The organism is Streptomyces sp. NPDC059989, assembly GCF_042736975.1.
Lineage (GTDB): Bacteria > Actinomycetota > Actinomycetes > Streptomycetales > Streptomycetaceae > Streptomyces.
Genome location: NZ_JBHWUO010000038.1, coordinates 1 through 19,937, shown reverse-complemented (window position 1 = coordinate 19,937; position 19,937 = coordinate 1). Strand labels below are relative to the sequence as shown.

19 protein-coding genes and 1 tRNA gene are annotated in these 19,937 nt (G+C 71.0%); 11 read left to right on the top strand and 9 right to left on the bottom strand.

The genetic code is table 11. From position 1 onward, the window contains the following. Nucleotides 1–52 precede the first annotated feature (52 nt). Nucleotides 53–1,393, top strand: a complete 1,341-nt coding sequence (locus ACFWBN_RS28410; RefSeq protein ID WP_385180730.1) for a diaminopimelate decarboxylase — start codon at nucleotides 53–55, stop codon at nucleotides 1,391–1,393. A 25-nt stretch (nucleotides 1,394–1,418) separates the two neighbouring features. Here ACFWBN_RS28410 and ACFWBN_RS28405 read toward each other — a convergent pair whose 3' ends face one another. Continuing rightward, entirely contained in the window at nucleotides 1,419–2,261 is an 843-nt protein-coding gene (locus ACFWBN_RS28405) for a MurR/RpiR family transcriptional regulator (RefSeq protein WP_385180727.1), read from the bottom strand. A 140-nt stretch (nucleotides 2,262–2,401) separates the two neighbouring features. Here ACFWBN_RS28405 and ACFWBN_RS28400 point away from each other — a divergent pair, with 140 nt between their 5' ends. Beyond that, the gene (locus ACFWBN_RS28400; protein WP_385180725.1) at nucleotides 2,402–2,773 is read left to right on the top strand and encodes a hypothetical protein; all 372 of its coding nucleotides are present in this window, start codon (nucleotides 2,402–2,404) and stop codon (nucleotides 2,771–2,773) included. A gap of 475 nt (nucleotides 2,774–3,248) precedes the next feature. Here the strand turns inward: ACFWBN_RS28400 and ACFWBN_RS28395 are convergent, their stop codons facing one another. Further along, nucleotides 3,249–4,634: a cystathionine beta-synthase gene (locus tag ACFWBN_RS28395; RefSeq protein WP_385180837.1), complete on the bottom strand. Its 1,386-nt coding sequence runs from the start codon at nucleotides 4,632–4,634 to the stop codon at nucleotides 3,249–3,251. Between the two features lie 140 nt (nucleotides 4,635–4,774). Here ACFWBN_RS28395 and ACFWBN_RS28390 point away from each other — a divergent pair, with 140 nt between their 5' ends. The 3 genes from ACFWBN_RS28390 to ACFWBN_RS28380 all read left to right on the top strand — a co-directional run bounded on the left by ACFWBN_RS28390 (nucleotide 4,775) and on the right by ACFWBN_RS28380 (nucleotide 8,576). Next, nucleotides 4,775–5,818: an SGNH/GDSL hydrolase family protein gene (locus ACFWBN_RS28390; protein ID WP_385180723.1), complete on the top strand. Its 1,044-nt coding sequence runs from the start codon at nucleotides 4,775–4,777 to the stop codon at nucleotides 5,816–5,818. Nucleotides 5,819–6,159: 341 nt separating this feature from the next. Then, the gene (locus tag ACFWBN_RS28385) at nucleotides 6,160–7,380 is read left to right on the top strand and encodes an acetyl-CoA C-acetyltransferase (protein WP_385180721.1); all 1,221 of its coding nucleotides are present in this window, start codon (nucleotides 6,160–6,162) and stop codon (nucleotides 7,378–7,380) included. A gap of 389 nt (nucleotides 7,381–7,769) precedes the next feature. After that, the gene (locus tag ACFWBN_RS28380; protein ID WP_385180834.1) at nucleotides 7,770–8,576 is read left to right on the top strand and encodes a hypothetical protein; all 807 of its coding nucleotides are present in this window, start codon (nucleotides 7,770–7,772) and stop codon (nucleotides 8,574–8,576) included. Here ACFWBN_RS28380 and ACFWBN_RS28375 read toward each other — a convergent pair. Beyond that, nucleotides 8,560–8,910, bottom strand: coding sequence for a hypothetical protein (locus ACFWBN_RS28375; protein ID WP_385180719.1), 351 nt, complete (start codon nucleotides 8,908–8,910; stop codon nucleotides 8,560–8,562). The genes ACFWBN_RS28380 and ACFWBN_RS28375 overlap by 17 nt on opposite strands. A gap of 101 nt (nucleotides 8,911–9,011) precedes the next feature. Between ACFWBN_RS28375 and ACFWBN_RS28370 the strand changes: the two genes are divergently transcribed. Beyond that, the gene (locus tag ACFWBN_RS28370; RefSeq protein WP_215017512.1) at nucleotides 9,012–9,242 is read left to right on the top strand and encodes a DUF4287 domain-containing protein; all 231 of its coding nucleotides are present in this window, start codon (nucleotides 9,012–9,014) and stop codon (nucleotides 9,240–9,242) included. A gap of 117 nt (nucleotides 9,243–9,359) precedes the next feature. Here ACFWBN_RS28370 and ACFWBN_RS28365 read toward each other — a convergent pair whose 3' ends face one another. Further along, the gene (locus ACFWBN_RS28365; RefSeq protein ID WP_385180716.1) at nucleotides 9,360–10,217 is read right to left on the bottom strand and encodes a Bax inhibitor-1/YccA family protein; all 858 of its coding nucleotides are present in this window, start codon (nucleotides 10,215–10,217) and stop codon (nucleotides 9,360–9,362) included. A 147-nt stretch (nucleotides 10,218–10,364) separates the two neighbouring features. Further along, nucleotides 10,365–10,446 (bottom strand) — tRNA-Leu (locus tag ACFWBN_RS28360). A gap of 441 nt (nucleotides 10,447–10,887) precedes the next feature. On the opposite strand from ACFWBN_RS28360, the gene ACFWBN_RS28355 reads away from it, so the two are divergent. Beyond that, nucleotides 10,888–11,652 (top strand): ABC transporter ATP-binding protein, encoded by a 765-nt coding sequence (locus tag ACFWBN_RS28355; RefSeq protein ID WP_385180831.1) that lies wholly within the window; start codon nucleotides 10,888–10,890, stop codon nucleotides 11,650–11,652. Between the two features lie 56 nt (nucleotides 11,653–11,708). Continuing rightward, nucleotides 11,709–14,258, top strand: a complete 2,550-nt coding sequence (locus tag ACFWBN_RS28350) for an ABC transporter permease (RefSeq protein WP_385180713.1) — start codon at nucleotides 11,709–11,711, stop codon at nucleotides 14,256–14,258. A gap of 67 nt (nucleotides 14,259–14,325) precedes the next feature. On the opposite strand, the gene ACFWBN_RS28345 is transcribed toward ACFWBN_RS28350, so the two are convergent. The 4 genes from ACFWBN_RS28345 to ACFWBN_RS28330 all read right to left on the bottom strand — a co-directional run bounded on the left by ACFWBN_RS28345 (nucleotide 14,326) and on the right by ACFWBN_RS28330 (nucleotide 18,715). Then, the gene (locus ACFWBN_RS28345) at nucleotides 14,326–15,708 is read right to left on the bottom strand and encodes a class I SAM-dependent methyltransferase (protein WP_385180710.1); all 1,383 of its coding nucleotides are present in this window, start codon (nucleotides 15,706–15,708) and stop codon (nucleotides 14,326–14,328) included. A gap of 146 nt (nucleotides 15,709–15,854) precedes the next feature. Then, entirely contained in the window at nucleotides 15,855–17,240 is a 1,386-nt protein-coding gene (locus ACFWBN_RS28340; protein ID WP_385180707.1) for an NAD(P)/FAD-dependent oxidoreductase, read from the bottom strand. Nucleotides 17,241–17,636: 396 nt separating this feature from the next. Beyond that, nucleotides 17,637–17,855, bottom strand: a complete 219-nt coding sequence (locus tag ACFWBN_RS28335; protein WP_385180704.1) for a DUF397 domain-containing protein — start codon at nucleotides 17,853–17,855, stop codon at nucleotides 17,637–17,639. Beyond that, on the bottom strand, nucleotides 17,852–18,715 hold the full coding sequence (locus ACFWBN_RS28330; RefSeq protein WP_385180702.1) for a DUF5753 domain-containing protein: 864 nt from the start codon (nucleotides 18,713–18,715) through the stop codon (nucleotides 17,852–17,854). Before ACFWBN_RS28330 ends, ACFWBN_RS28335 begins: the two co-directional genes overlap by 4 nt. A gap of 182 nt (nucleotides 18,716–18,897) precedes the next feature. On the opposite strand from ACFWBN_RS28330, the gene ACFWBN_RS28325 reads away from it, so the two are divergent. The 3 genes from ACFWBN_RS28325 to ACFWBN_RS28315 are packed head-to-tail and all read left to right on the top strand — an operon-like array spanning nucleotide 18,898 to nucleotide 19,841. Beyond that, nucleotides 18,898–19,257 (top strand): ATP-binding protein, encoded by a 360-nt coding sequence (locus tag ACFWBN_RS28325; protein ID WP_385180700.1) that lies wholly within the window; start codon nucleotides 18,898–18,900, stop codon nucleotides 19,255–19,257. A gap of 45 nt (nucleotides 19,258–19,302) precedes the next feature. Continuing rightward, nucleotides 19,303–19,575, top strand: coding sequence for a type II toxin-antitoxin system Phd/YefM family antitoxin (locus tag ACFWBN_RS28320; RefSeq protein ID WP_385180697.1), 273 nt, complete (start codon nucleotides 19,303–19,305; stop codon nucleotides 19,573–19,575). Beyond that, nucleotides 19,572–19,841 (top strand): type II toxin-antitoxin system RelE/ParE family toxin, encoded by a 270-nt coding sequence (locus ACFWBN_RS28315; RefSeq protein ID WP_385180694.1) that lies wholly within the window; start codon nucleotides 19,572–19,574, stop codon nucleotides 19,839–19,841. The genes ACFWBN_RS28320 and ACFWBN_RS28315 overlap by 4 nt, the downstream gene beginning before the upstream one ends. Nucleotides 19,842–19,937: the final 96 nt, after the last annotated feature.

Genomic DNA, 19,937 nt, shown 5'->3' with positions numbered 1-19,937 from the left:
TAGATTCAGTCAACAGCTGCGGGCGGACCCGCCGGATGATTGGCTGAGGGGCATGGCTGCCGAGACGCACACGGAAGGCGCCGCCGAGCGCCGCGACCTGGCCGTACGGGCCGCCGTCGAACAGGGCCTGCTGGACTCCGAGCCCGTCGCCTGCCTGCTGGACGTGGCCGGGATCCGGGCCTCCGCCGCCGCCCTGACCGGCGCGTTCGCCGCCGCGCTGCCCGCCGGCACGCCCGTCCTGCACGCCTTCGCCGTCAAGGCCGCCCCGCTCGTCCCGGTCCTGCGGCTGCTCGCCGACGCCGGGCTCGGCTGCGAGGTCGCCAGCCCCGGCGAGCTGGCGCTGGCCCAGGCGGCCGGGCTGCCCGCCGGGCTCACCGTCCTGGACTCCCCCGCCAAGACCCCGGCCGAGCTGCGCGAGGCGCTGGCGCTGGGCGTCGCCGTCAACGCCGACAACCGGCAGGAGCTGGAGCGCCTCGACGCCCTCGTCGCGTCCGCCCCCACCTCCTCGCCGCTCGGGGTGCGGATCAACCCGCAGACCGGCGCGGGCACCATCGGCGCACTGTCCACCGCCACGGCGACCTCGAAGTTCGGGGTCCCGCTGCGGGATCCGGGCGCGCGCGCATGGCTCGTACGGGCGTACGCGGACCGGCCGTGGCTGACCCGGCTGCACACGCACTCGGGCTCGCAGGGAGTGCCGCTGCCGCTGATCGCGGAGGGCGTACGGGAACTGCACGCCCTGGCCGAGGAGATCAACGCGGCGGCCGGGCGCCGCCAGGTCGACACCCTCGACATCGGCGGCGGCCTGCCGGTGAACTTCACCTCGGACGAGCACACCCCGACGTACGCGGACCACGTCTCCGCCCTGCGCGAGGCGGTACCCGCCCTCTTCGACGGCTCGTACGGCCTGGTCACCGAATTCGGACGGTCCCTACTGGCCAAGCACGGGCTGGTCCTCGCCCGGGTGGAGTACACCAAGTCCACCGGCGGCCGCCCGATCGCCGTCACCCACGCGGGGGTCCAGCTGGCCACCCGCACGGTGTACGCCCCGGCGGCCTGGCCGCTGCGGATCCTGCCGTACGACGCCAAGGGCACTCCGCGCACCGGCCCCCCGGTCCCCCAGGACATCGCGGGCCCAGCCTGCTTCGCGGGCGACCTCCTGGCCACGGGACGGGGGCTGCCCCTGCTCGCTCCCGGCGACGTGATCGCCGTCCCGGACACGGGCGCGTACTTCTTCACCGCCCACTACGGCTACAACAGCCTCCCGCGCCCGGCGGTCCACGGCTTCACCCTCTCGAACACCGACGACGTCCGCTTCACGCAGGCCCGCCCGGCGCAGAGCCTGAGGGACATCGTGGCGGAGGGGGGCGGGGAGTGGCGGGACGCGCTGCTGTGAGGGGCGGGGTTTTCGCCCCTGCCCCCTACTCCACGAAGAGCCCGCGGGCCGCGGCCCGGGCGTCGAAGGCTTCCAGGCGGGCCTGGGCGTCCGGCAGGGCGTCCGCCATGGCCTCCAGCAGCACCCGGCCCAGCAGCATCGGCGCGCACGCCGTGTCGAAGGCCAGGCCGGTCCCGACCGGCGCCGGGATCAGCAGGTCCGAGTGGCGGGCCACCGGCGCGAAGGCCGAGTCGGCGACCGTCACCACGGTCAGGCCGGCCCGCCGGGACCGCTCCAGGGCGTCAACGACCTCCCGGGGGTGGCGGGGCAGCGCGAAGCACAGGAGCGCCGAGGCCCCCGCGCCGACGGCCGCGTCGATGCGGTCGTCCATCATCGAGCCGCCCTCGTCGAGGAGGCGTACGTCCGGGTGCACCTTGGCGGCGAAGTACGCGAACCCGCGCGCCTGCGAGGACGCCGCCCGCAGCCCCAGCACGGGCAGCGGGGTCGAGGCGGCGAGCAGCCGGCCCGCCTCCTGGACCGGCGAGGGGTCGGCGAGCATCGCGGCGAGCTGCCGCAGGTTCTCGATCTCGCCCTGGACGGCCTGCTGGTATTCGTTGTACGAGTCCTCGTGCGCGGCGTCGGCCCGCTCGGCGGGGGCCACCTCGCGCAGGTGGCGGCGCAGCGCGGGATACCCGTCGAATCCCAGCGCCACCGCGAACCTGGTCACCGACGGCTGGCTCACCCCCGCCAGCTCGGCGAGCTCCACGCTCGACAGGAACGGCACCTCCGCCGCTCCGCGCACCATGCAGTGCGCGATCCGCCGCTGGGTCGGCGTCAGCCGGTGCCCCTCGAACAGCTTCTGCAGCCGCGCGGCCGGGCTGTCGCTCATGCCGTCCCCTCCGTCCCGGTGAGATATTCAGTCACGGAGCACTCTGCATGCGGTTATGCAGCTCGGCAAGCCGCGCCCGCGATGCGGATACGGGGGCTAGCCCCAGTGCCGGCGCCTCCGGCGGTTTCTACGGTGGGGGGATGGACGCGCACGCCCGAGAGCTGAAGAAGGAACTCGACGCCACGCTGGACGCCCGGCGGGAGCTGGGTCCGGAGTACGAGTCCGCGCTGGTGGACTCGTTCGTCGAGAAGGTCGACACGCAGGTCCGGCGGCGGCTGGCGGAGGAACGGCTCCTCCACGCCCGCGGGGGCCGGTCCGAGCCGGTGGACGGGAACTTCGGCGAGCGGTTCGGCTTCGCCATCATCACGCTGGTGCTGGCGATCCCGCTCTCGGCCATTGCTGCTGCGCAGGCGCATCTGGCGGGGCTGGTGGTCGCCTGGGGCGGGATTGTCGGGGTCAACTTCATCCACGCCAGGGGGCTGCGCCGCCGGAGCGGGGACACCCCCGCCTGATCTGCGCGTTGTCGGGTGCGGCGCCTCCCCCAGACTCCGTCCGGGGGGACCCCCAGGGGGCTCTGCCCCCGGACCCCCGCGCCTCAAACGCCGGCGAGGCTGGATATGCCCCGCCCAGGGGCTTCGTATGGGGCGAGCCGAAATGCCCACCGCCGCACAGCCTGGAGGTGCCCGGACAGGCCCGGGAAAAGACTTGGGCGGGGACCGCCGCACCCCGGTTGCCCGGGGGCGGGACGACGGCGGTCCCCGCGAAGGACACGGGCCGGGTCAGGGCCGTCCGCGTCCGTGGCGTCCACGCGGTCCGGGAGCCGCTCCGGAGGTGCGCAACGCCGTTCGGTGGTGCCGGCCGGGTTTCCGGTTTCCCGGGCTTCCCTGCCGACAACCACCACTGTGCCGGAGCCGTGTTAAGCCGGTGCTGCCGTCACATGTCGGGCCCGTACCTTTTGCACGACGGCCATGCGCGGCTCCGTAACGGCTACTTGGCGGACTTCGCCAGGAACGCCAGCAGGTCCTGACGGCTCACCACACCCGTCGGCTTGCCCTCGACCAGGACGATCGCCGCGTCCGCCTCGCCGAGCACCGCCATCAGCTCGGACACCGGCTCGCCGGAGCCGACCTGCGGGAGCGGCGCGCTCATGTGCTTCTCCAGCGGGTCGCTCAGCGAGGCCTGCTTCGCGAACAGCGCCGACAGGAGCTCCTTCTCCACCACGGAGCCGATGACCTCGGCGGCCATCACGTCCGGGTGGCCGGCGCCCGGCTTGACGATCGGCATCTGGGAGACGCCGTACTCGCGCAGGACCTCGATGGCCTCGCCCACCGTCTCCTCGGGGTGCATGTGGACGAGGGAGGGCATGCCACCGTCCTTGTCGTTCATCACGTCACCGATGCGCGCGGAGGGGCCGGCCTCTTCGAGGAAGCCGTGTCCGGCCATCCACTCGTCGCTGAAGATCTTGCTGAGGTAGCCGCGGCCGCTGTCCGGGAGGAGGACGACGACCACGTCGTCCGGGCCCAGGCCCTCGGCCGCCTTCAGCGCGGCGACGACCGCCATGCCGCAGGAGCCGCCGACGAGGAGGCCCTCCTCCTTGGCGAGGCGGCGGGTCATCTGGAAGGAGTCCTTGTCGGACACCGCGATGATCTCGTCGGTCACGTTCGGGTCGTAGGCGGTCGGCCAGAAGTCCTCGCCGACGCCCTCGACGAGGTACGGACGGCCCGTGCCGCCGGAGTAGACCGAACCCTCGGGGTCGGCGCCGATGACCTTGACCTTCCCGCCGCTGACCTCCTTGAGGTAGTTGCCGGTGCCGGAGATCGTGCCGCCGGTGCCGACGCCCGCGACGAAGTGGGTGATCTTCCCGTCCGTCTGCTCCCACAGCTCGGGGCCGGTGGTCTCGTAGTGCGAACGGGGGTTGTTCGCGTTGCTGTACTGGTCCGGCTTCCAGGCGCCGGGCGTCTCGCGCACGAGGCGGTCGGACACGTTGTAGTACGAGTCCGGGTGCTCGGGGTCGACGGCGGTCGGGCAGACCACCACGTCGGCGCCGTACGCGCGCATGACATTGATCTTGTCCGCGGACACCTTGTCAGGGCAGACGAAGATGCAGTGGTAGCCCTTCTGCTGGGCCACGATGGCGAGTCCTACACCCGTGTTGCCGCTGGTCGGCTCCACGATGGTGCCACCGGGCTTGAGGGCTCCGCTCTGCTCGGCGGCCTCGATCATCCGTACGGCGATCCGGTCCTTCACGGATCCACCGGGATTGAAGTATTCGACCTTCGCAAGGACGGTGGCCTGCAGGCCTTCGGTCACACGGTTGAGCTTCACCAGCGGGGTGTTGCCGACGAGGCTGATCATCGAGTCGTGGAATTGCACCATGTTCTCCAAGGAGGGGACTCCACGGGTTCTCCGGGAGGCACGGCCAGAGTATGCGGAAAGGGATTGGCCGACCGTCCGTACGGGGCAGGTAGGTCAACAAGGACCGAGGACCAGGGACCGAGGAGGTGGCCTGCAGGGTGTCCAGGGCGAGAACGGCCCGCCGGATCGCGGCGGGGGCAGCGTACGGCGGGGGCGGACTCGGACTGGTCGGGGCCGCCGCGGTGGGGCTGGTGCTGGCGGAGGTGCAGTTCGCCAAGCGGACGGTGGGCACCGGGCTGGGGGATCCGCCGCGCGCGGACGGGCTGTACGGGAGCGAGTTCGGCGGCCCGGAGCAGAGCCCGGGGCCGCTGCGGCTGGGCATGCTGGGCGACTCCACGGCCGCGGGGCTGGGCGTACGGCGGGCCCGGCAGACTCCGGCGGCCCTGCTGGCCTCCGGGCTGGCGGCGGTGGCCGAGCGGCCGGTGGAGCTGCGCAACGTGGCCGCGTCGGGGGCGATGTCGGACGACCTGGACCGGCAGGTGGGGCTGCTGCTGGATGGTGACCGGCCGGCCCCGGACGTGTGCGTGATCATGATCGGCGCGAACGACGTGACCCGGCGGATGCCGCCGACCCAGTCGGTGCGGCTGCTGACCGCGGCCGTACGGAGGCTGCGGCTCGCGGGCTCCGAGGTGGTCGTCGGGACCTGCCCTGACCTGGGCACCATCGAGCCGGTGTACCAGCCGCTGCGGTGGCTGGCCCGGCGGGTCTCGCGGCAGCTGGCCGCCGCGCAGACCATAGGGGTGGTCGCGCTGGGCGCCCGTACGGTGTCGATGGGGGACCTGCTGGGTCCGGAGTTCGCCGCGAACCCGCGGGAGATGTTCGGGCCGGACTCCTACCACCCGTCGGCGGAGGGGTACGCGACCGCCGCCATGGCCGTCCTGCCCACCCTGTGCGCGGCGCTGGGGCTGTGGCCGGAGTCGGACCGGCTGGACGTGTCCCGGAACGAGGACATGCTGCCGGTGGCGAAGGCCGCGTCGGCGGCCGCCGGCTTGGCGGGTACCGAGGTCACGGCGGCCCGTGGGCCCTGGGTCCTCCTCAAGCACCGCCGTCGGCGCCGGGTCCAGGCCGAGGACGTCACGTCCCCCGCCGACCCCGGCCCCGCCCCGGGCACCCCGACCGCCGGCGTCTCCGGCCCGGCCTGACCGCTGCGCGGAGCGGGTCCCCTACCCGCCCTTCCGCCGTTCCCCGGGCTCCGCCCGGACCCGTCCAAGACCTGGGGCTCCGCCCCAGACCCTCCCCCAGACTCCGTCCGGGGGACCCCCACTCCTCAAACGCCGGAGGGGCTGGATCTGCCTCGGCCGGAGCCAACCCCAGCCTCGCCGGCGTTTGAGGCGCGGGGTCTGGGGCAGAGCCCCAGCGGCGGCGCCGAGCCAGGGCCACCCCGCGGGAGCGACCGGCATCACACTCCCCACCCCGTGAATTCCACCGTACGGGCCGGTAACTTCGCATGCGGTCCCGCAACGACGCACCCCTTGGAGTCCCGATGCCCGAAGCCGTCATCGTTTCCACCGCCCGCTCGCCCATCGGGCGTGCCTTCAAGGGGTCCCTCAAGGACGTCCGCCCCGACGACCTGACCGCCACGATCATCCAGGCCGCCCTCGCCAAGGTCCCCGAGCTGGACCCGCGCCAGATCGACGACCTGATGCTCGGCTGCGGCCTCCCCGGCGGCGAGCAGGGGCACAACCTCGGCCGTATCGTCGCCGTGCAGATGGGCATGGACCACCTGCCGGGCTGCACGATCACCCGTTACTGTTCCTCCTCGCTCCAGACCTCCCGCATGGCCCTGCACGCCATCAAGGCGGGCGAGGGCGACGTCTTCATCTCGGCCGGCGTCGAGATGGTCTCCCGGTCCGTGAAGGGCTCCTCCGACGGCATGGAGGGCACCCACAACCCGCTCTTCGCCGACGCGGAGGCCCGCACCGCCGCCGTCGCGCAGAGCGAGGGCGCGTCCTGGCACGACCCGCGCGAGGACGGCCTGATCCCCGACGCGTACATCGCGATGGGTCAGACCGCCGAGAACCTGGCCCGCCTCAAGGGCGTGACCCGCCGGGACATGGACGAGTTCGGCGTCCGCTCGCAGAACCTCGCCGAGGCCGCGATCAAGAACGGCTTCTGGGAGCGGGAGATCACCCCGATCACCACCCCCGACGGCACCGTGGTCAGCACCGACGACGGTCCGCGCGCCGGGGTCACCCTGGAGGGCGTCGAGGGCCTCAAGCCCGTCTTCCGCCCCGACGGCCTGATCACGGCCGGCAACTGCTGCCCGCTCAACGACGGCGCCGCCGCGCTGGTCATCATGAGCGACACCAAGGCGCGGGAGCTGGGCCTGACCCCGCTGGCCCGGATCGTCTCCACCGGCGTCACCGGCCTCTCCCCCGAGATCATGGGCCTCGGCCCGGTCGAGGCGTCGAAGCAGGCGCTGAAGCGGGCGGGCCTGACCGTCGGCGACATCGACCTCTTCGAGATCAACGAGGCCTTCGCCGCCCAGGTCATCCCGTCGTACCGGGACCTGGAGATCCCCCTCGACAAGCTGAACGTCAACGGCGGGGCCATCGCCGTCGGTCACCCGTTCGGGATGACCGGTGCGCGCATCACCGGCACCCTGATCAACAGCCTGCAGTTCCACGACAAGCAGTTCGGTCTGGAGACCATGTGCGTCGGCGGCGGCCAGGGCATGGCCATGGTCATCGAGCGGCTGAGCTGAGCCGTAGCGGAGGGTAGGGGTCGCCCCGAGGAACGAGGGGCGGCACCTGCCCGCAGCGGTGGCGAAGATCAGCGCGACCACGAGAGAAGAGCGCCTCAGCTAGGGCGGCACCCCAGCCGCCGCAAGGGATCCGGCCGGATCCCTTGCGGCGTACTGACGCCGAATCTAATCCCGCCGCAGCCGACCTGTGACCGAATCTCCCCCAGGATGTGACCTATGTCCCGGGGGAGTGGCATATCCGCAGGTCAGCGCTGGTACACCTGGGGCCGGTGTGACCAAAGCCCTGTCCAATTCGTGACGTAATGCACTGCACGCCATTCCCAGGTCAGGACACTCTGATGTAGGAAGTCGGGGGATCGAATCACCTCAGGAGTTAGTCAGTGAGCGCCATGTCTCTTGCCCTGCTGCTGACCACAGCCGCTGCCACGGCCGTGGGCGCTGCTGCGCTGCACGCCGTCCACGGCCTGCGCAAGCAGGTCACGGCCCTGCGCGGCGAGCTGGCGGTGCCGGTCCAGCCTCGCGGTGCGACCGTCCCGCACGCCCGTAGCGCCGTGGAGTCCCCCGCCGCCGAGATACGAGCCGCCGTGGCCGAAGCCCTCGCCGAGGAGCGCGAGCGCGAGCTGGCCGAGGCGCGTGCCTTCTGGGCCGCGCAGGAGGCCCGTGACGCCGCCGACGCCCCTTCGCTGCTGGGCGGCCTGCCCGGCCTCGGTGAGGACAGCCCCGTCTTCCTGCCCCGGCAGGCGGACATGGTGGGTCTGGAGCCGGTCCTCGGCGACGAGATGGTCGAGGAGTACCCGGAGGATTCGGCCGAGCTGGCCGCCGCCCGCCGGCGCCACCCCTCGCACCCCGACTTCGTGCCCGTCCAGGCCTCCGCCCCCGGCGCCGACCACGAGCGCACCGTCAGCCGCCTGGAGGAGCTCGCCGAGGCCCGTACGGCCCTCGCGGACGTCCGCCCCGGCCCGCTGGGCACGCTCGACGTGTACGTCTTCACCGACGGCACCACGCTGTGCATGACCCCCGGCCACCGGGAGACCGCGGAGCGCCTCGCCGAGGCCCTGCGCTCGGGCACCGCGCCGGTCCTGCTGGGCGGCTCGGGCATCTCCGGCGCCTACGCGCTGACCTTCTCCTGCGGTGACGCCGAGGACCCCGACAGCAACGTCTACATCCTCGCGGACCGCGTCATCGCATCGCTCTGACTTCCGCCCGCTCCACCAGCGCCACGGCCTCGTCCAGCATCTCGGACGGGGCCGTCGCCACTTCCCCGGACGACGCTGCCCCGGCCCGTACGCCGCGCAGCGCCTCGGCGAGGTCGAGGCCGGCCACCGCCACCTGGTCCCCGACGACGAAGATCCCCGCGTCCGGCATCTCCCGTACGGGGGCGCCCTCCAGGCCCTGGGCCCGGACGGAGAGCTCGCGGGCGAGCTCCAGCGCCGCTGCCGCGGCCCCCTGCTGGAGGCGGCTCTGCGGCGCGGCCCGTAGCCGGTCGGCGAAACGTTCCACAACGGCGGTCAGGGGCGAAGTATCCAGCACCCGGCCGACCTTACGCGCCGTCCGGGCACCATTGCCAACGGGCGAACTCTCCGGCACGGTTGCGTGAAGAGAACAGCACGGCGATACCTCCGGAGGCGCCCATGTCCGTAGAGTTCTCCGAGCAGACACACCGCAACATGATCGACAGAATCCCCGAAACCACCGGTCGTGAGGTCTCCGACTGGCTCCGTGCCGTCGACGACGGCCCCTCCCTCGTCCGGTTCGAGGAGAAGGTCAGCTGGCTGCGCGGCGCGCACGAGCTGTCCTACGGCCAGGCCAAGGCGATCATCCACGAGTACGACCTGCGCAGAGCCGCACGCCGGTTCGGCTGAGCCCTCTCTCCCTCTCCCCCGACTCCATACCACCTGGACGCGGGAAGGCCCCGCGAGCGGTGTGCTCGCGGGGCCTTCCCCATGCTGTGGACAGCCGCGGGGCGGCTGCCGGTCCTGCTAGTCGTCGCCCGAGAGGATCTGGAAGATGCGCAGCATCTCCAGGTAGATCCACACGAGGGTCAGGGTGAGGCCGAAGGCCGCCAGCCAGGCCTCCTCGCGGGGGGCGCCGTAGGCGATGCCGTCCTCGACCTGCTTGAAGTCCAGGGCGAGGAAGCAGGCACCGAGGATGACGCCGATGGCGCCGAACAGCAGGCCGAGGCCGCCGCTGCGGAAGCCGAGGCCGTCACCGCCGCCGAAGACCGCGAACAGGGTGTTCACGAGCATGAGGAGGATGAAGCCCAGGGCGGCCGCCATCACGAAGCCGTAGAAGCGGCGGGTGACGCGGATCCAGCCCATCCGGTAGCCGAGGAGCACGGCGGCGAAGACGCACATCGTGCCCATGACGGCCTGGATGACCACGCCGGGGCCCAGGTAGGTGCTGGTCGCTGCGCTGATGACACCGAGGAAGACACCCTCGAGGGCCGCGTAGCCCAGGATCAGGGCCGGGACCGGCTTGCGCTTGAAGGACTGGACCATCGCCAGGACGAACGCGACCAGGGCCGCGCCGATGCCGATGCCGTACGACGTGCCCAGGTTCTCCGGGTCGACCGGCAGGAAGATCCAGGCCAGGGTCGCCGTGACGATGAGCGTGCCGAGCGTCATGGCCGTACGGCTCACGACGTCGTCCATGGTCATCGCGTTGGTGCGCGCCGGCGCCTGCGGCATACCCGTCGCCGGGTCGGTCGCGTACGGGTTCGTCGCGTACGGGTTGGTCGCGGTCCCGGCCTGCTGGTGCTGCTGCGCGTCAAAACCCGCGTAGCCACCGTTGTCGCGGCTGAACCCCCGTCGCGAGAAGACCGGGTTACTGCTCCTCATCTCACTCCTCCGTGGCCACCGAGCGCGGCCTTGCAACAAGAGTAATGCGCTCGCAAAGAAAGCACCCTACTGCTGGAGGAGGATCTTAGGAGAAGGCAGGGCGAAGCGCAGGGGGATAAGGACGGGAACCTCGCGGGACCTGCGGAGTGCCCGGAGCCGGACTTGAACCGGCACGGCCCTAAGGCCAGCGAGGTTTAAGCTCGCCGTGTCTGCATTCCACCATCCGGGCAGGGCGTAGCGACCCCCGTAGCAAAAGCCGTGAACGCTGTGCCGAGCCTATCCGGATCGCCCTGTCGACAACCGGGCCGTCTTTCCGATGTTGTCTGATTTTATTGACGCTTGAGGGGCCGTCAGGCGGCAGAACACACGGTGGGCCCGTTCTCGGGGACGATCACATCCGTTACGGGAATGACGGGATTTCGATGGCCCCCGCCACCCCGTGCGCCACCCTCCGCCACCCCGCGCCTCCGCCCCGCGCCCCGGCCCGTGCCTCCGCCCCGGGTCAGGGTCCCCGTCATACCAGAGGAGGACACGCGTGCCCCGGTGGTCAGCCTCCAGTGGGCCGGAGAACGGGCACGTCGGCTGATTCGGAGCGGGGGTGGGCGCCGCGAGGATGGAGGTGTCTTGCCGATCATCAGACTGCAGCCGAGGAGTCGCTCCCGTGACCACCATGAACTACGCCCCGCACACCACCCAGGCCGTGGCCGCCCGCGCCACCGGCCTCTCCAAGGTGTACGGCCAGGGCGAGACCCAGGTGGTCGCGCTGAACAACGTGTCCGTGGACTTCGCCCAGGGCCAGTTCACCGCGATCATGGGCCCCTCGGGCTCCGGCAAGTCCACGCTGATGCACTGCGTCGCCGGGCTGGACACCTTCTCCGCCGGCTCCGTCCGCATCGGCGAGACCGAGCTGGGCTCCCTCAAGGACAAGCAGCTCACCCAGCTGCGCCGGGACAAGATCGGCTTCATCTTCCAGGCCTTCAACCTGCTGCCGACGCTGACGGCCCTGGAGAACATCACGCTCCCGATGGACATCGCCGGCCGCAAGCCCGACAAGCAGTGGCTGGACACGGTGATCCGGATGGTCGGCCTCTCCGACCGCCTCTCGCACCGCCCCACCCAGCTCTCCGGCGGCCAGCAGCAGCGCGTGGCCGTGGCCCGCGCCCTGGCCTCCCGCCCCGAGATCATCTTCGGTGACGAACCGACCGGAAACCTCGACTCCCGCTCCGGCGCCGAGGTCCTCGGCTTCCTGCGCAACTCGGTGCGCGAGCTCGGCCAGACCGTCGTGATGGTCACCCACGACCCGGTCGCCGCCTCCTACGCGGACCGCGTCATCTTCCTCGCCGACGGCGCGATCGTCGACGAGATGCACAGCCCCACCGCCGACGGCGTGCTGGACCGCATGAAGGCGTTCGACGCCAAGGGCCGCACCAGCTGAGGGACCGCCCCTCCCCCAGTCCTCCGCCGACCCCCGACATCCTGGACTCCTCCACCATGTTCCGTACCGCCCTGCGCAACGTCCTCGCGCACAAGGCCAGGCTGCTGATGACGGTGCTCGCCGTCGTCCTCGGCGTCGCCTTCGTCTCCGGCACCCTCGTCTTCACCGACACCCTCGGCAAGTCCCTCAGCAACCAGTCCGCCAAGAGCTACGAAGGCGTCGCGGTCTCCGTCACCTCCTACGGCCAGACCCGCGACGACAACGGCCAGAAGCAGGGCGAGCCCGGCATCGGCCAGCAGACGCTCGACAAGGTCAAGGCCCTGGGCGGCGTCGACGTCGTGAGCGGCCGGGTCTCCGGCTTCGCCGGCGTCGGCGACGAGAACGGCAAGCTGATCGGCCAGGGCTGGGCCAACAAGGGCTCCAACTTCGCCCCCGTCAAGGACGGCAAGGACCCGCGCTACACCTTCACCGACGGCACCGGCCCGGCCAAGGACGACCAGATCGCCCTCGACAAGGACACCGCGGCCAAGGGCAACTACAAGGTCGGCGACAAGGTCCGCGTCGCCACCAACGGCCCCGTCAAGGAGTACGCCCTCGTCGGCGTCTTCACCACCGAGGACGGCTCCGTCAACGCGGGCGGCAGCCTGGTGCTGTTCGACACCGCCGTCGCCCAGCAGCTGTACCTGAAGCCCGGCTTCTTCGAGGAGCTCTCCGTCAGCGCCAAGGCCGGCACCACCGCCGACCAGCTGCTCTCCGAGGTCAAGCCGCTCCTCGACAGCAAGAACACCAAGGCCCAGACCGGCGCCCAGCTCGCCAAGGACCAGGCCAAGGAGATCGAGAAGGGGATGAGCGGCATGAACACCATGCTGCTGATGTTCGCCTTCATCGCGCTCTTCGTCGGCGTCTTCCTGATCTACAACACCTTCACCATGCTGGTCACCCAGCGCACCAAGGAGCTGGCCCTGCTGCGCGCCGTCGGCGCCAACCGCGGCCAGGTCATGCGCTCGGTGCTCGCCGAGGCCCTGGTCGTCGGCGTCGTCTCCGCCGCGATCGGCCTCGTCACCGGCATCGGCCTCGCGGTCGGCATGCGCTCCCTGATGGACTCCCTCGGCGCCAAGATCCCGGCGGGCGACCTGGTGGTCTCCCCGACCACGATCATCGCGGCCCTGGTCATCGGCGTCCTCGTCACCGTGCTCGCCGCGCTGCTGCCCGCCTGGCGCACCGGCCGGATCGCCCCGGTCGCGGCCATGGGCAGCGCCCACCTGCCGGCCACCGCGAAGTCCCTGGTCCTGCGCAACATCATCGGCAGCGTCTTCGGCCTGATCGGCATCGGCCTGGTCATGCTCGGCGTGTCCATGGGCGGCGACGGCCGGATGGTCATCGGCGGCGGAGCGTTCTTCCTGCTCATCGGCCTGATCGTGCTGCTGCCGCTGCTGTCGCGGCCGGTCATCTCGGCCCTGCGGCCGCCGCTGCAGAAGGTCTTCGGGGTGCCCGGCAAGCTGGCCGCGCAGAACGCCCTGCGCAACCCGCGCCGCACGGCCGTCACGGCCGCCTCGCTGGCCATCGGCCTGACCCTGGTCACCGCGCTCTCGGTCATCGGCATCACCATGGGCAAGGCCGTGGACCGGATGAGCACGGACAAGATCAAGGCCGACTACAAGATCTCCATGAACGGGGGCATGGGCAGCCTCGACACGTCGGTCGCCGAGACCCTCGCGAAGGCCCCCGGCATCAAGGCCGTCTCCCCGCAGACCGCCGGCTCGCTGCAGATCGGCGGCGACTTCCACGCGGCATCGGGCGTCAACCCGGCCGCGATCGGCGAGATGCTCAACATCGACGTCGTCAGCGGTTCGCTGAGCAGCCTGGCCAAGGGCGAGGTCGCCGTCGCGGACAAGACCGCGGCCAAGGCCAAGCTCGCGGTCGGCTCGACCTTCGAGGTCATGTACGACGACGGCCAGAAGGGCTCGCTCAAGGTCGGCGCGGTCTACAAGGAGCTGGACGGCCTGCTCTCGCCGTACGTCCTCGACGACAAGGTCCTCAGCGCGCACTCCGAGGACCCCTACATCCCCGAGGTGTACGTCAACGCCACCGGCGGCGAGTCCAAGGCGAGCGAGAAGGCCGTCCTGGACGCGCTCGGCAACAACCCGGCGATCGGCATCGCCACCCAGCAGGACATGCGCAACGAGATGGGCGGCGTGGTCAACCTCGCGCTGAACATCATGTACGGCCTGCTCGGCATGGCGCTGATCATCTCGGTGCTCGGCGTGGTCAACACCCTCGCGATGTCCGTCTTCGAGCGCAAGCAGGAGATCGGCATGCTGCGGGCGATCGGTCTCGACCGCAGCCGGGTCAAGAACATGATCCGCCTGGAGGCCGTGGTCATCTCGCTCTTCGGCGCGATCCTCGGCATCGGCGTCGGCGTCTTCCTCGCCTGGGCCGTCGGCACCACCTTCAGCAAGTCCATCCAGGGCTACGAGCTCGTCATCCCGTACGACCGGATCGGCATCTTCCTGCTGCTCGCCGGCGTGGTGGGCGTCCTGGCGGCCATGTGGCCCGCCCGCAGCGCCGCCCGGCTGAACATGCTGACGGCCATCAAGACGGAGTAGTCGCGGTCGGCGGTACGGAACGGAAGGGCCCCGGGGCACACGCCCCGGGGCCCTTCCCGTTGTCCCGCTACGAGGGCTGCGCGCCCCAGGTGCGCAGCCGCAGCGGCAGCCCGGAGGTCCCGCCGTCCCCGGGGCGGACCGCCAGCACCTGGTTGACCCCGAGCCTGCCGTGCTCGAAGCCGAGCGCGGAGGCCGCCATGTACAGCCGCCAGACGCGCGCCCGCCCGGGCGAGGTGAGGCGTACGGCCTCCTCCCAGTGGTCCTCCAGGCGGGCCACCCAGGCCCGCAGGGTCAGCCCGTAGTGCTCGCGCAGCGCCTCCACGTCGCGGACCTCGAAGCCGGCCCGCTCCAGCTCGCCGACGGTGGTGCCGAGCGGGGAGAGCTCCCCGTCGGGGAAGACGTAGGCGTCGATGAACTCGTCGATCCGGTACGCCTCTTCGTCCGGCTCCGGGGGGCGTGCGATCTGGTGGTTCAGCAGCCGCCCGCCGGGGCTCAGCAGCGCGTACAGGGTGCGGGCGTATTCGCGGTAGCGCTCGGCGCCGACGTGTTCGGCCATGCCGATCGAGGAAATGGCCCCGTACGGGCCGTCCTTGACGTCCCGGTAGTCCTGGACCCGGATCTCGATCCGGTCGGCCAGGCCCTCCTCCGCGACCCGCTTGCGGGCGTAGGCGGCCTGCTCGCGCGAGAGCGTGATGCCGGTGACCTGGACCCCGTACTCCCGGGCCGCGTGCAGGGCCATGGAGCCCCAGCCGCAGCCGACGTCGAGGAGCCGGACGCCGGGGGCGAGGGCGAGTTTGCGGCAGACCAGGTCGAGCTTGTCCCGCTGGGCCCCCTCCAGGGTGGAGCCGGGGCTCCAGTAGGCGCAGGAGTACACCATGGAGGGGCCGAGGACGTGCTCGTAGAACTCGTTGCCGACGTCGTAGTGGTGGCTGATGGCCTGCCGGTCGCGGCTCTTGCTGTGCTGGGGTCCGCCGCGGCGGGCGGCCTCCTCGGGCGGCGGCGCGGGCGCGGGCCACGGCCTGGCCAGGGCGATCAGCTCGCGTACGGCGGCCCGTGCCTGCGGGTCGCGCAGCAGGGCGGCGGTCCCGGTGTCGCCGGCGGACCGGTCGGGCAGGTGCGGGCGCAGCCGGGCCAGGCCCGTCGGGCGGGCCTTGGCGGGCGGCGGGGCTGCGGCCGGGGCGGGCCGTTCCCAGAACAGCCCGGCAACCCGGTCCAGCAGGTCGAAGAGGTCGCCCTCGACGGTCAGGTCGCCGGCGACCCAGGCCCGGGCCAGGCCCAGCTCGCCCGGCTTCCACAGGATGCGGCGCAGGGCGCGCCGGTGGTTCAGCACGAGGGTGGGGCCGGTGGGCGGCCCGGCCTCGCTGCCGTCCCAGGCCCGTATGCGGACGGGCAGGGGGGCGCCCATCAGGGTCTCGGCAACTGCGGCCAGCCGCGGCGCGGCGTCGGTCATCGTAGGCACCTCCAGAAAGCTCCGACGGAACGGCCTACCCACTCCCGGCCCGCGGCATGCCGAAGGGGCCGCCCGCACCACGGATGGCGGGCGGCCCCTTCGGGGACGTGCTGGTACTGCTCAGGGTCCTGTCGGCTCGCGCCGGGTCAGGAGGCCTTGGCCTTCTGGGCCGGTGCCGCGGCGGCGGCCGGAGCCGGGGCCGGCTTGGCGGCCTCGTAGAACTCCTCGCGCGGGGTCTCGAGAGCACCCAGCGAGACGACCTCGCGCTTGAGGAACATGCCGAGGGTCCAGTCGGCGAAGACGCGGATCTTGCGGTTCCAGGTCGGCATGGCCATGCCGTGGTAACCACGGTGCATGTACCAGGCGAGCCGGCCCTTGAGCTTGATCTTCATCTTGCCCATGACGATCATCGCGACGCCCTTGTGGAGGCCGAGGCCCGCCACCGCACCCTTGTTGGAGTGGGCGTACTCCTTCTGCGGGAAGCCCCGCATGCCGGAGATGACGTTGTCGCCGAGGACCTTGGCCTGGCGCAGCGCGTGCTGGGCGTTCGGCGGGCACCAGGCGTTCTCCACGCCGGCCTTGCGGGCGGCGATGTCCGGCACCTGGGCGTTGTCGCCGGCGGTCCAGATGTAGTCCGTGCCCGTGACCTGGAGGGTCGGCTGGGCGTCGACGTGGCCGCGCGGGCCCAGCGGCAGGCCGTAGCGGGCCAGCACCGGGTTGGGCTTGACGCCCGCGGTCCAGACGATGGTGTTGGAGTCGACCTCGAGGCCGTTCTTCAGCACCACGTGGCCGTCCACGCAGGAGTCCATGGAGGTGTTGAGGTAGATCTCGATGCCGCGCGACTCGAGGTGCTCCTTGCCCCAGGTGCCGAGCTTGGGCCCGACCTCGGGAAGGATCTTGTCGGCCGCGTCGACCAGGATGAAGCGCATGTCCTCGCGCTTGATCGTGGCGTAGTACTTCGCGGCGTCGCGGGCCATGTCCTCGACCTCGCCGATCGTCTCGGCGCCGGCGAAGCCGCCGCCGACGAAGACGAAGGTGAGGGCCTTGCGGCGGACGTCCTCGTCCGTCGTGGACTCGGCCTTGTCGAGCTGCTCGAGGACGTGGTTGCGCAGGCCGATGCCCTCTTCGACGCCCTTCATACCGATGCCCTGTTCGGCGAGGCCGGGGATCGGGAAGGTGCGGGAGACGGCGCCGAGCGCGATCACCAGGTAGTCGAAGGGCAGCTCGTACGCCTCGCCGACCAGCGGCGTGACGACGGCGACCTTGCGGTCCTGGTCGATGTTCGTGACCCGGCCGGTGAGAACCTCAGCCTTGGGCAGCACGCGTCGCAGCGGGACGACGACGTGCCGAGGCGAGATGCTGCCTGCGGCCACTTCGGGGAGGAAGGGCTGGTAGGTCATGTACGACCGCGGGTCGACGACCGTGACGGTCGCCTCGCCATAGCGCATCTTCTTCATGATCCGCTTGGCCGCGTACAGGCCTACGTACCCACCTCCTACAACGAGGATCCTGGGACGCTCCGTGGTGCTCATGGAACGAGTATCCAGCACCCAAAGGGGTGCCGCTCGTGAGCCCCTTCACAAGCAGTCGGAGACCCTCTGCTACACTGCGCGGCCCACGTGACGGAGGTCATGGTGTGCAACGGGAACCACGGTGTATCGGGAGTCGTTGTGCACCCGTCCTGAACTGGCCCGTAGGGCCTCAACCGGGCTGGACCACCGGGCTTCGTCCATACCTCTGATGCGGAACCGGTTGCGTCCGCTATTCGTACGAACGCCTTCGAAAAGGGGCCTGTGGGCCTCAGGAGGCACCCAAATGGCGCTTCCCGAGGCCCAACAGGCCCCTTTTCCTTGTGAAGAACTTCACGAACTTCTTGTGGATCACGGGATCAAGGTCCCGCCGGAGCCCCCTCCGGGGCCCCTTCGGGGCTACAGGGAGCCGCGCTTGAGCGCCCCGACCAGCCCACCGAAGGCCGAGTACGAGACCACCAGCGCGGGCCCGGCCGGCACCTTGCTGTCCCGCACGGCGAGCACCCGCCCGCCGTCGGCATCGAGGACGGCGCATTCGACGCACTGCGCGCCGGTGTCGCTCCGCGACGACTTCCACCAGGCGACAGGAAGGGTGGAGGCATCGTCAATGTGCTTCATAGCGCGTTCCTTATCTCGTTGATCATTTCCGCGGACCTCTCGACCGAGGCGGCGGCGGAGGTGAGCCGCCGGGCTGCGTCCCGGTACATGGCGACCTGCTCGTGCCCCTCCACGTACAAGGCGGCGGTCAGCGACTCCGTATGCACGACGTCGAGATCCGCGAGATCGTCGAATCCGAGGATGGAGAAGCTGCCTAGCTGTCCGACATGGGGAGGCGCGTCCGACGGCAGCACCTGGATGTTGACATTGGGGCGCTTGCCCATGGCCAGCAGCCGGCCGAGCTGCTCGTACATGACGGCCGGATCCTCGGTCCGCGTCCGCAGGCCGGCCTCGCCGATGACGGCCCAGAGCGCCAGCGGCTCCTCACGGGTAAGGATGGCCTGCCGCGCGAGGCGGACCTCCACGAGTGCGTCGACCTTGGCCTCGACCCCCTCGGACATGGCCGTCGCCCGAATGATCTGCCGCGCGTACTCCGCCGTGTGAAGGAGGCCTGGAATCGCACCGAGCTGCCAGGTGGTGGCCGAGGTCGCCTCCGCTTCGAGCGAGATCAGGTCTTCATAGACGGGGGTGAGCACACCGCGGTACGAGTGCCACCATCCGCGCTGCCCGCCCTCTTTGGTCAGCGTCAGAAGCGCCGCACGCAGCTCGTCGTCGATGCCCCTGCCGAGGTCGACGTACAAGTCGAGCAGCTCCGCGATGTCCTGCGCCTTGGCTGCGACCTTCGCGGTCTCCAGTCGCGACAGTTTGTGCGTACCGAACTTCCCGCCGGACTTGTCGGCGACCTCGTCGAGAGTGAGCGACCCACGCAGATCGCGCAGCTTTCCGCCGAGTCGGCGTCGGCGCACCGTGGGAGCACTCATCGGGTCCCCTCCCTGATCATGTCTCGGCCGACAGTCTGCCGTGCTCGCGCATGGGGTGTCACGCAAAGCCCCTCGGGCACTCACGCCATCGCGCAGCATCGTGCAATTTTGCATTCACTCGTGCGAGCTATGCTACTTAGTGGCGCGAGGAAGCAACCTAGAGCGACGAGGGCGCCACCTGTGTGCGCCGGACCGCCCGCACATACGTCCGCGAGTTCGTCACCCTTCAAGTGCCGGAGGTCCCCGAGGAACTCCTGTACGACATACAGCTCGTGACCTCGGAGCTGGTGACGAACGCCTACAGGTACGGGACCGAGCCCGGCGACTTCCTGCTCGTCGCACTCACGGCCACGCCGGGAAGGGTCCGCATCGAGGTGCACGACCCGTGCCGGCGCCGGCCGCGGGCACGGGCGGCGAGTTTCGGCCGGGAGCGGGGGCGCGGGCTGATCCTCGTCAGTACGCTCGCCACCGACTGGGGCGTGGCCGACCGGCCAATGGGCAAAGTGGTGTGGGCCGAGCACGTATGGCCGGTGCGCGGATGAGCCGGAGGAGCACTTTGTGTACACGCCCGCGCGTACACTCGACTCATGGACGAAAGCGCTGTGACCGTGCGCGAAGCCCGCGCCCACCTTGCCGAACACATCAACCGAGCCGAGCAGGGCACTCCGACCATAATCACGCGCAACGGTGCCCCAGTCGCAGCGCTCGTACCGATCGCCGACTTCAACGCACTGGAAGAAGCGGCTGACGAACTCCTCGCCCGTGAGGCCGAAGCCGTTCTGGCCGAGGGCGGTCCGACCGTGACCATGGCCGAGCTGCTGGCGGACCTGTTCAGCGAGCGTGGTGAAGGCGCGGCGTGAAGTACGCGTTCAGGTTCACCACGGCGGCCCAGCGCCAGCTGCGGGCTATCGACCGGCCCGCCGCGATGCGCATTCTCGCCGCGCTGACCGCCCTCGGCGACGACCCGTACCGCGAGGACGCCGACATCAAGAAGCTCACCGGGCCGTCGGGGCTCTACCGACTCCGAGTCGGCAGCTACCGGATCGCCTACCAGGTACTGGACGGCGAGCTCGTCATCCTCGTCGTCAAGGTCGGCGACCGACGCGACGTCTACCGCAACATCTGAACACGGCAGCGTGGGTGAGGTGGTGAACACCCCACAACCCCGTTAAACGGGGGCGGGGGCGCGCCCCGCGCAGGCCGCCCAGATGTTGGGGGACCA

Excerpts from the sequence above, each read along its gene's own strand:
- ACFWBN_RS28410 (WP_385180730.1), top strand. The coding sequence starts at position 53 with ATGGCTGCCGAGACGCACACGGAAGGCGCCGCCGAGCGCCGCGACCTG.
- ACFWBN_RS28405 (WP_385180727.1), bottom strand. The coding sequence starts at position 2,261 with ATGAGCGACAGCCCGGCCGCGCGGCTGCAGAAGCTGTTCGAGGGGCAC.
- ACFWBN_RS28400 (WP_385180725.1), top strand. The coding sequence starts at position 2,402 with ATGGACGCGCACGCCCGAGAGCTGAAGAAGGAACTCGACGCCACGCTG.
- ACFWBN_RS28385 (WP_385180721.1), top strand. The coding sequence starts at position 6,160 with ATGCCCGAAGCCGTCATCGTTTCCACCGCCCGCTCGCCCATCGGGCGT.
- ACFWBN_RS28380 (WP_385180834.1), top strand. The coding sequence starts at position 7,770 with ATGTCTCTTGCCCTGCTGCTGACCACAGCCGCTGCCACGGCCGTGGGC.
- ACFWBN_RS28370 (WP_215017512.1), top strand. The coding sequence starts at position 9,012 with ATGTCCGTAGAGTTCTCCGAGCAGACACACCGCAACATGATCGACAGA.
- ACFWBN_RS28365 (WP_385180716.1), bottom strand. The coding sequence starts at position 10,217 with ATGAGGAGCAGTAACCCGGTCTTCTCGCGACGGGGGTTCAGCCGCGAC.
- ACFWBN_RS28355 (WP_385180831.1), top strand. The coding sequence starts at position 10,888 with ATGAACTACGCCCCGCACACCACCCAGGCCGTGGCCGCCCGCGCCACC.
- ACFWBN_RS28350 (WP_385180713.1), top strand. The coding sequence starts at position 11,709 with ATGTTCCGTACCGCCCTGCGCAACGTCCTCGCGCACAAGGCCAGGCTG.
- ACFWBN_RS28345 (WP_385180710.1), bottom strand. The coding sequence starts at position 15,708 with ATGACCGACGCCGCGCCGCGGCTGGCCGCAGTTGCCGAGACCCTGATG.
- ACFWBN_RS28340 (WP_385180707.1), bottom strand. The coding sequence starts at position 17,240 with ATGAGCACCACGGAGCGTCCCAGGATCCTCGTTGTAGGAGGTGGGTAC.
- ACFWBN_RS28335 (WP_385180704.1), bottom strand. The coding sequence starts at position 17,855 with ATGAAGCACATTGACGATGCCTCCACCCTTCCTGTCGCCTGGTGGAAG.
- ACFWBN_RS28330 (WP_385180702.1), bottom strand. The coding sequence starts at position 18,715 with ATGAGTGCTCCCACGGTGCGCCGACGCCGACTCGGCGGAAAGCTGCGC.
- ACFWBN_RS28320 (WP_385180697.1), top strand. The coding sequence starts at position 19,303 with ATGGACGAAAGCGCTGTGACCGTGCGCGAAGCCCGCGCCCACCTTGCC.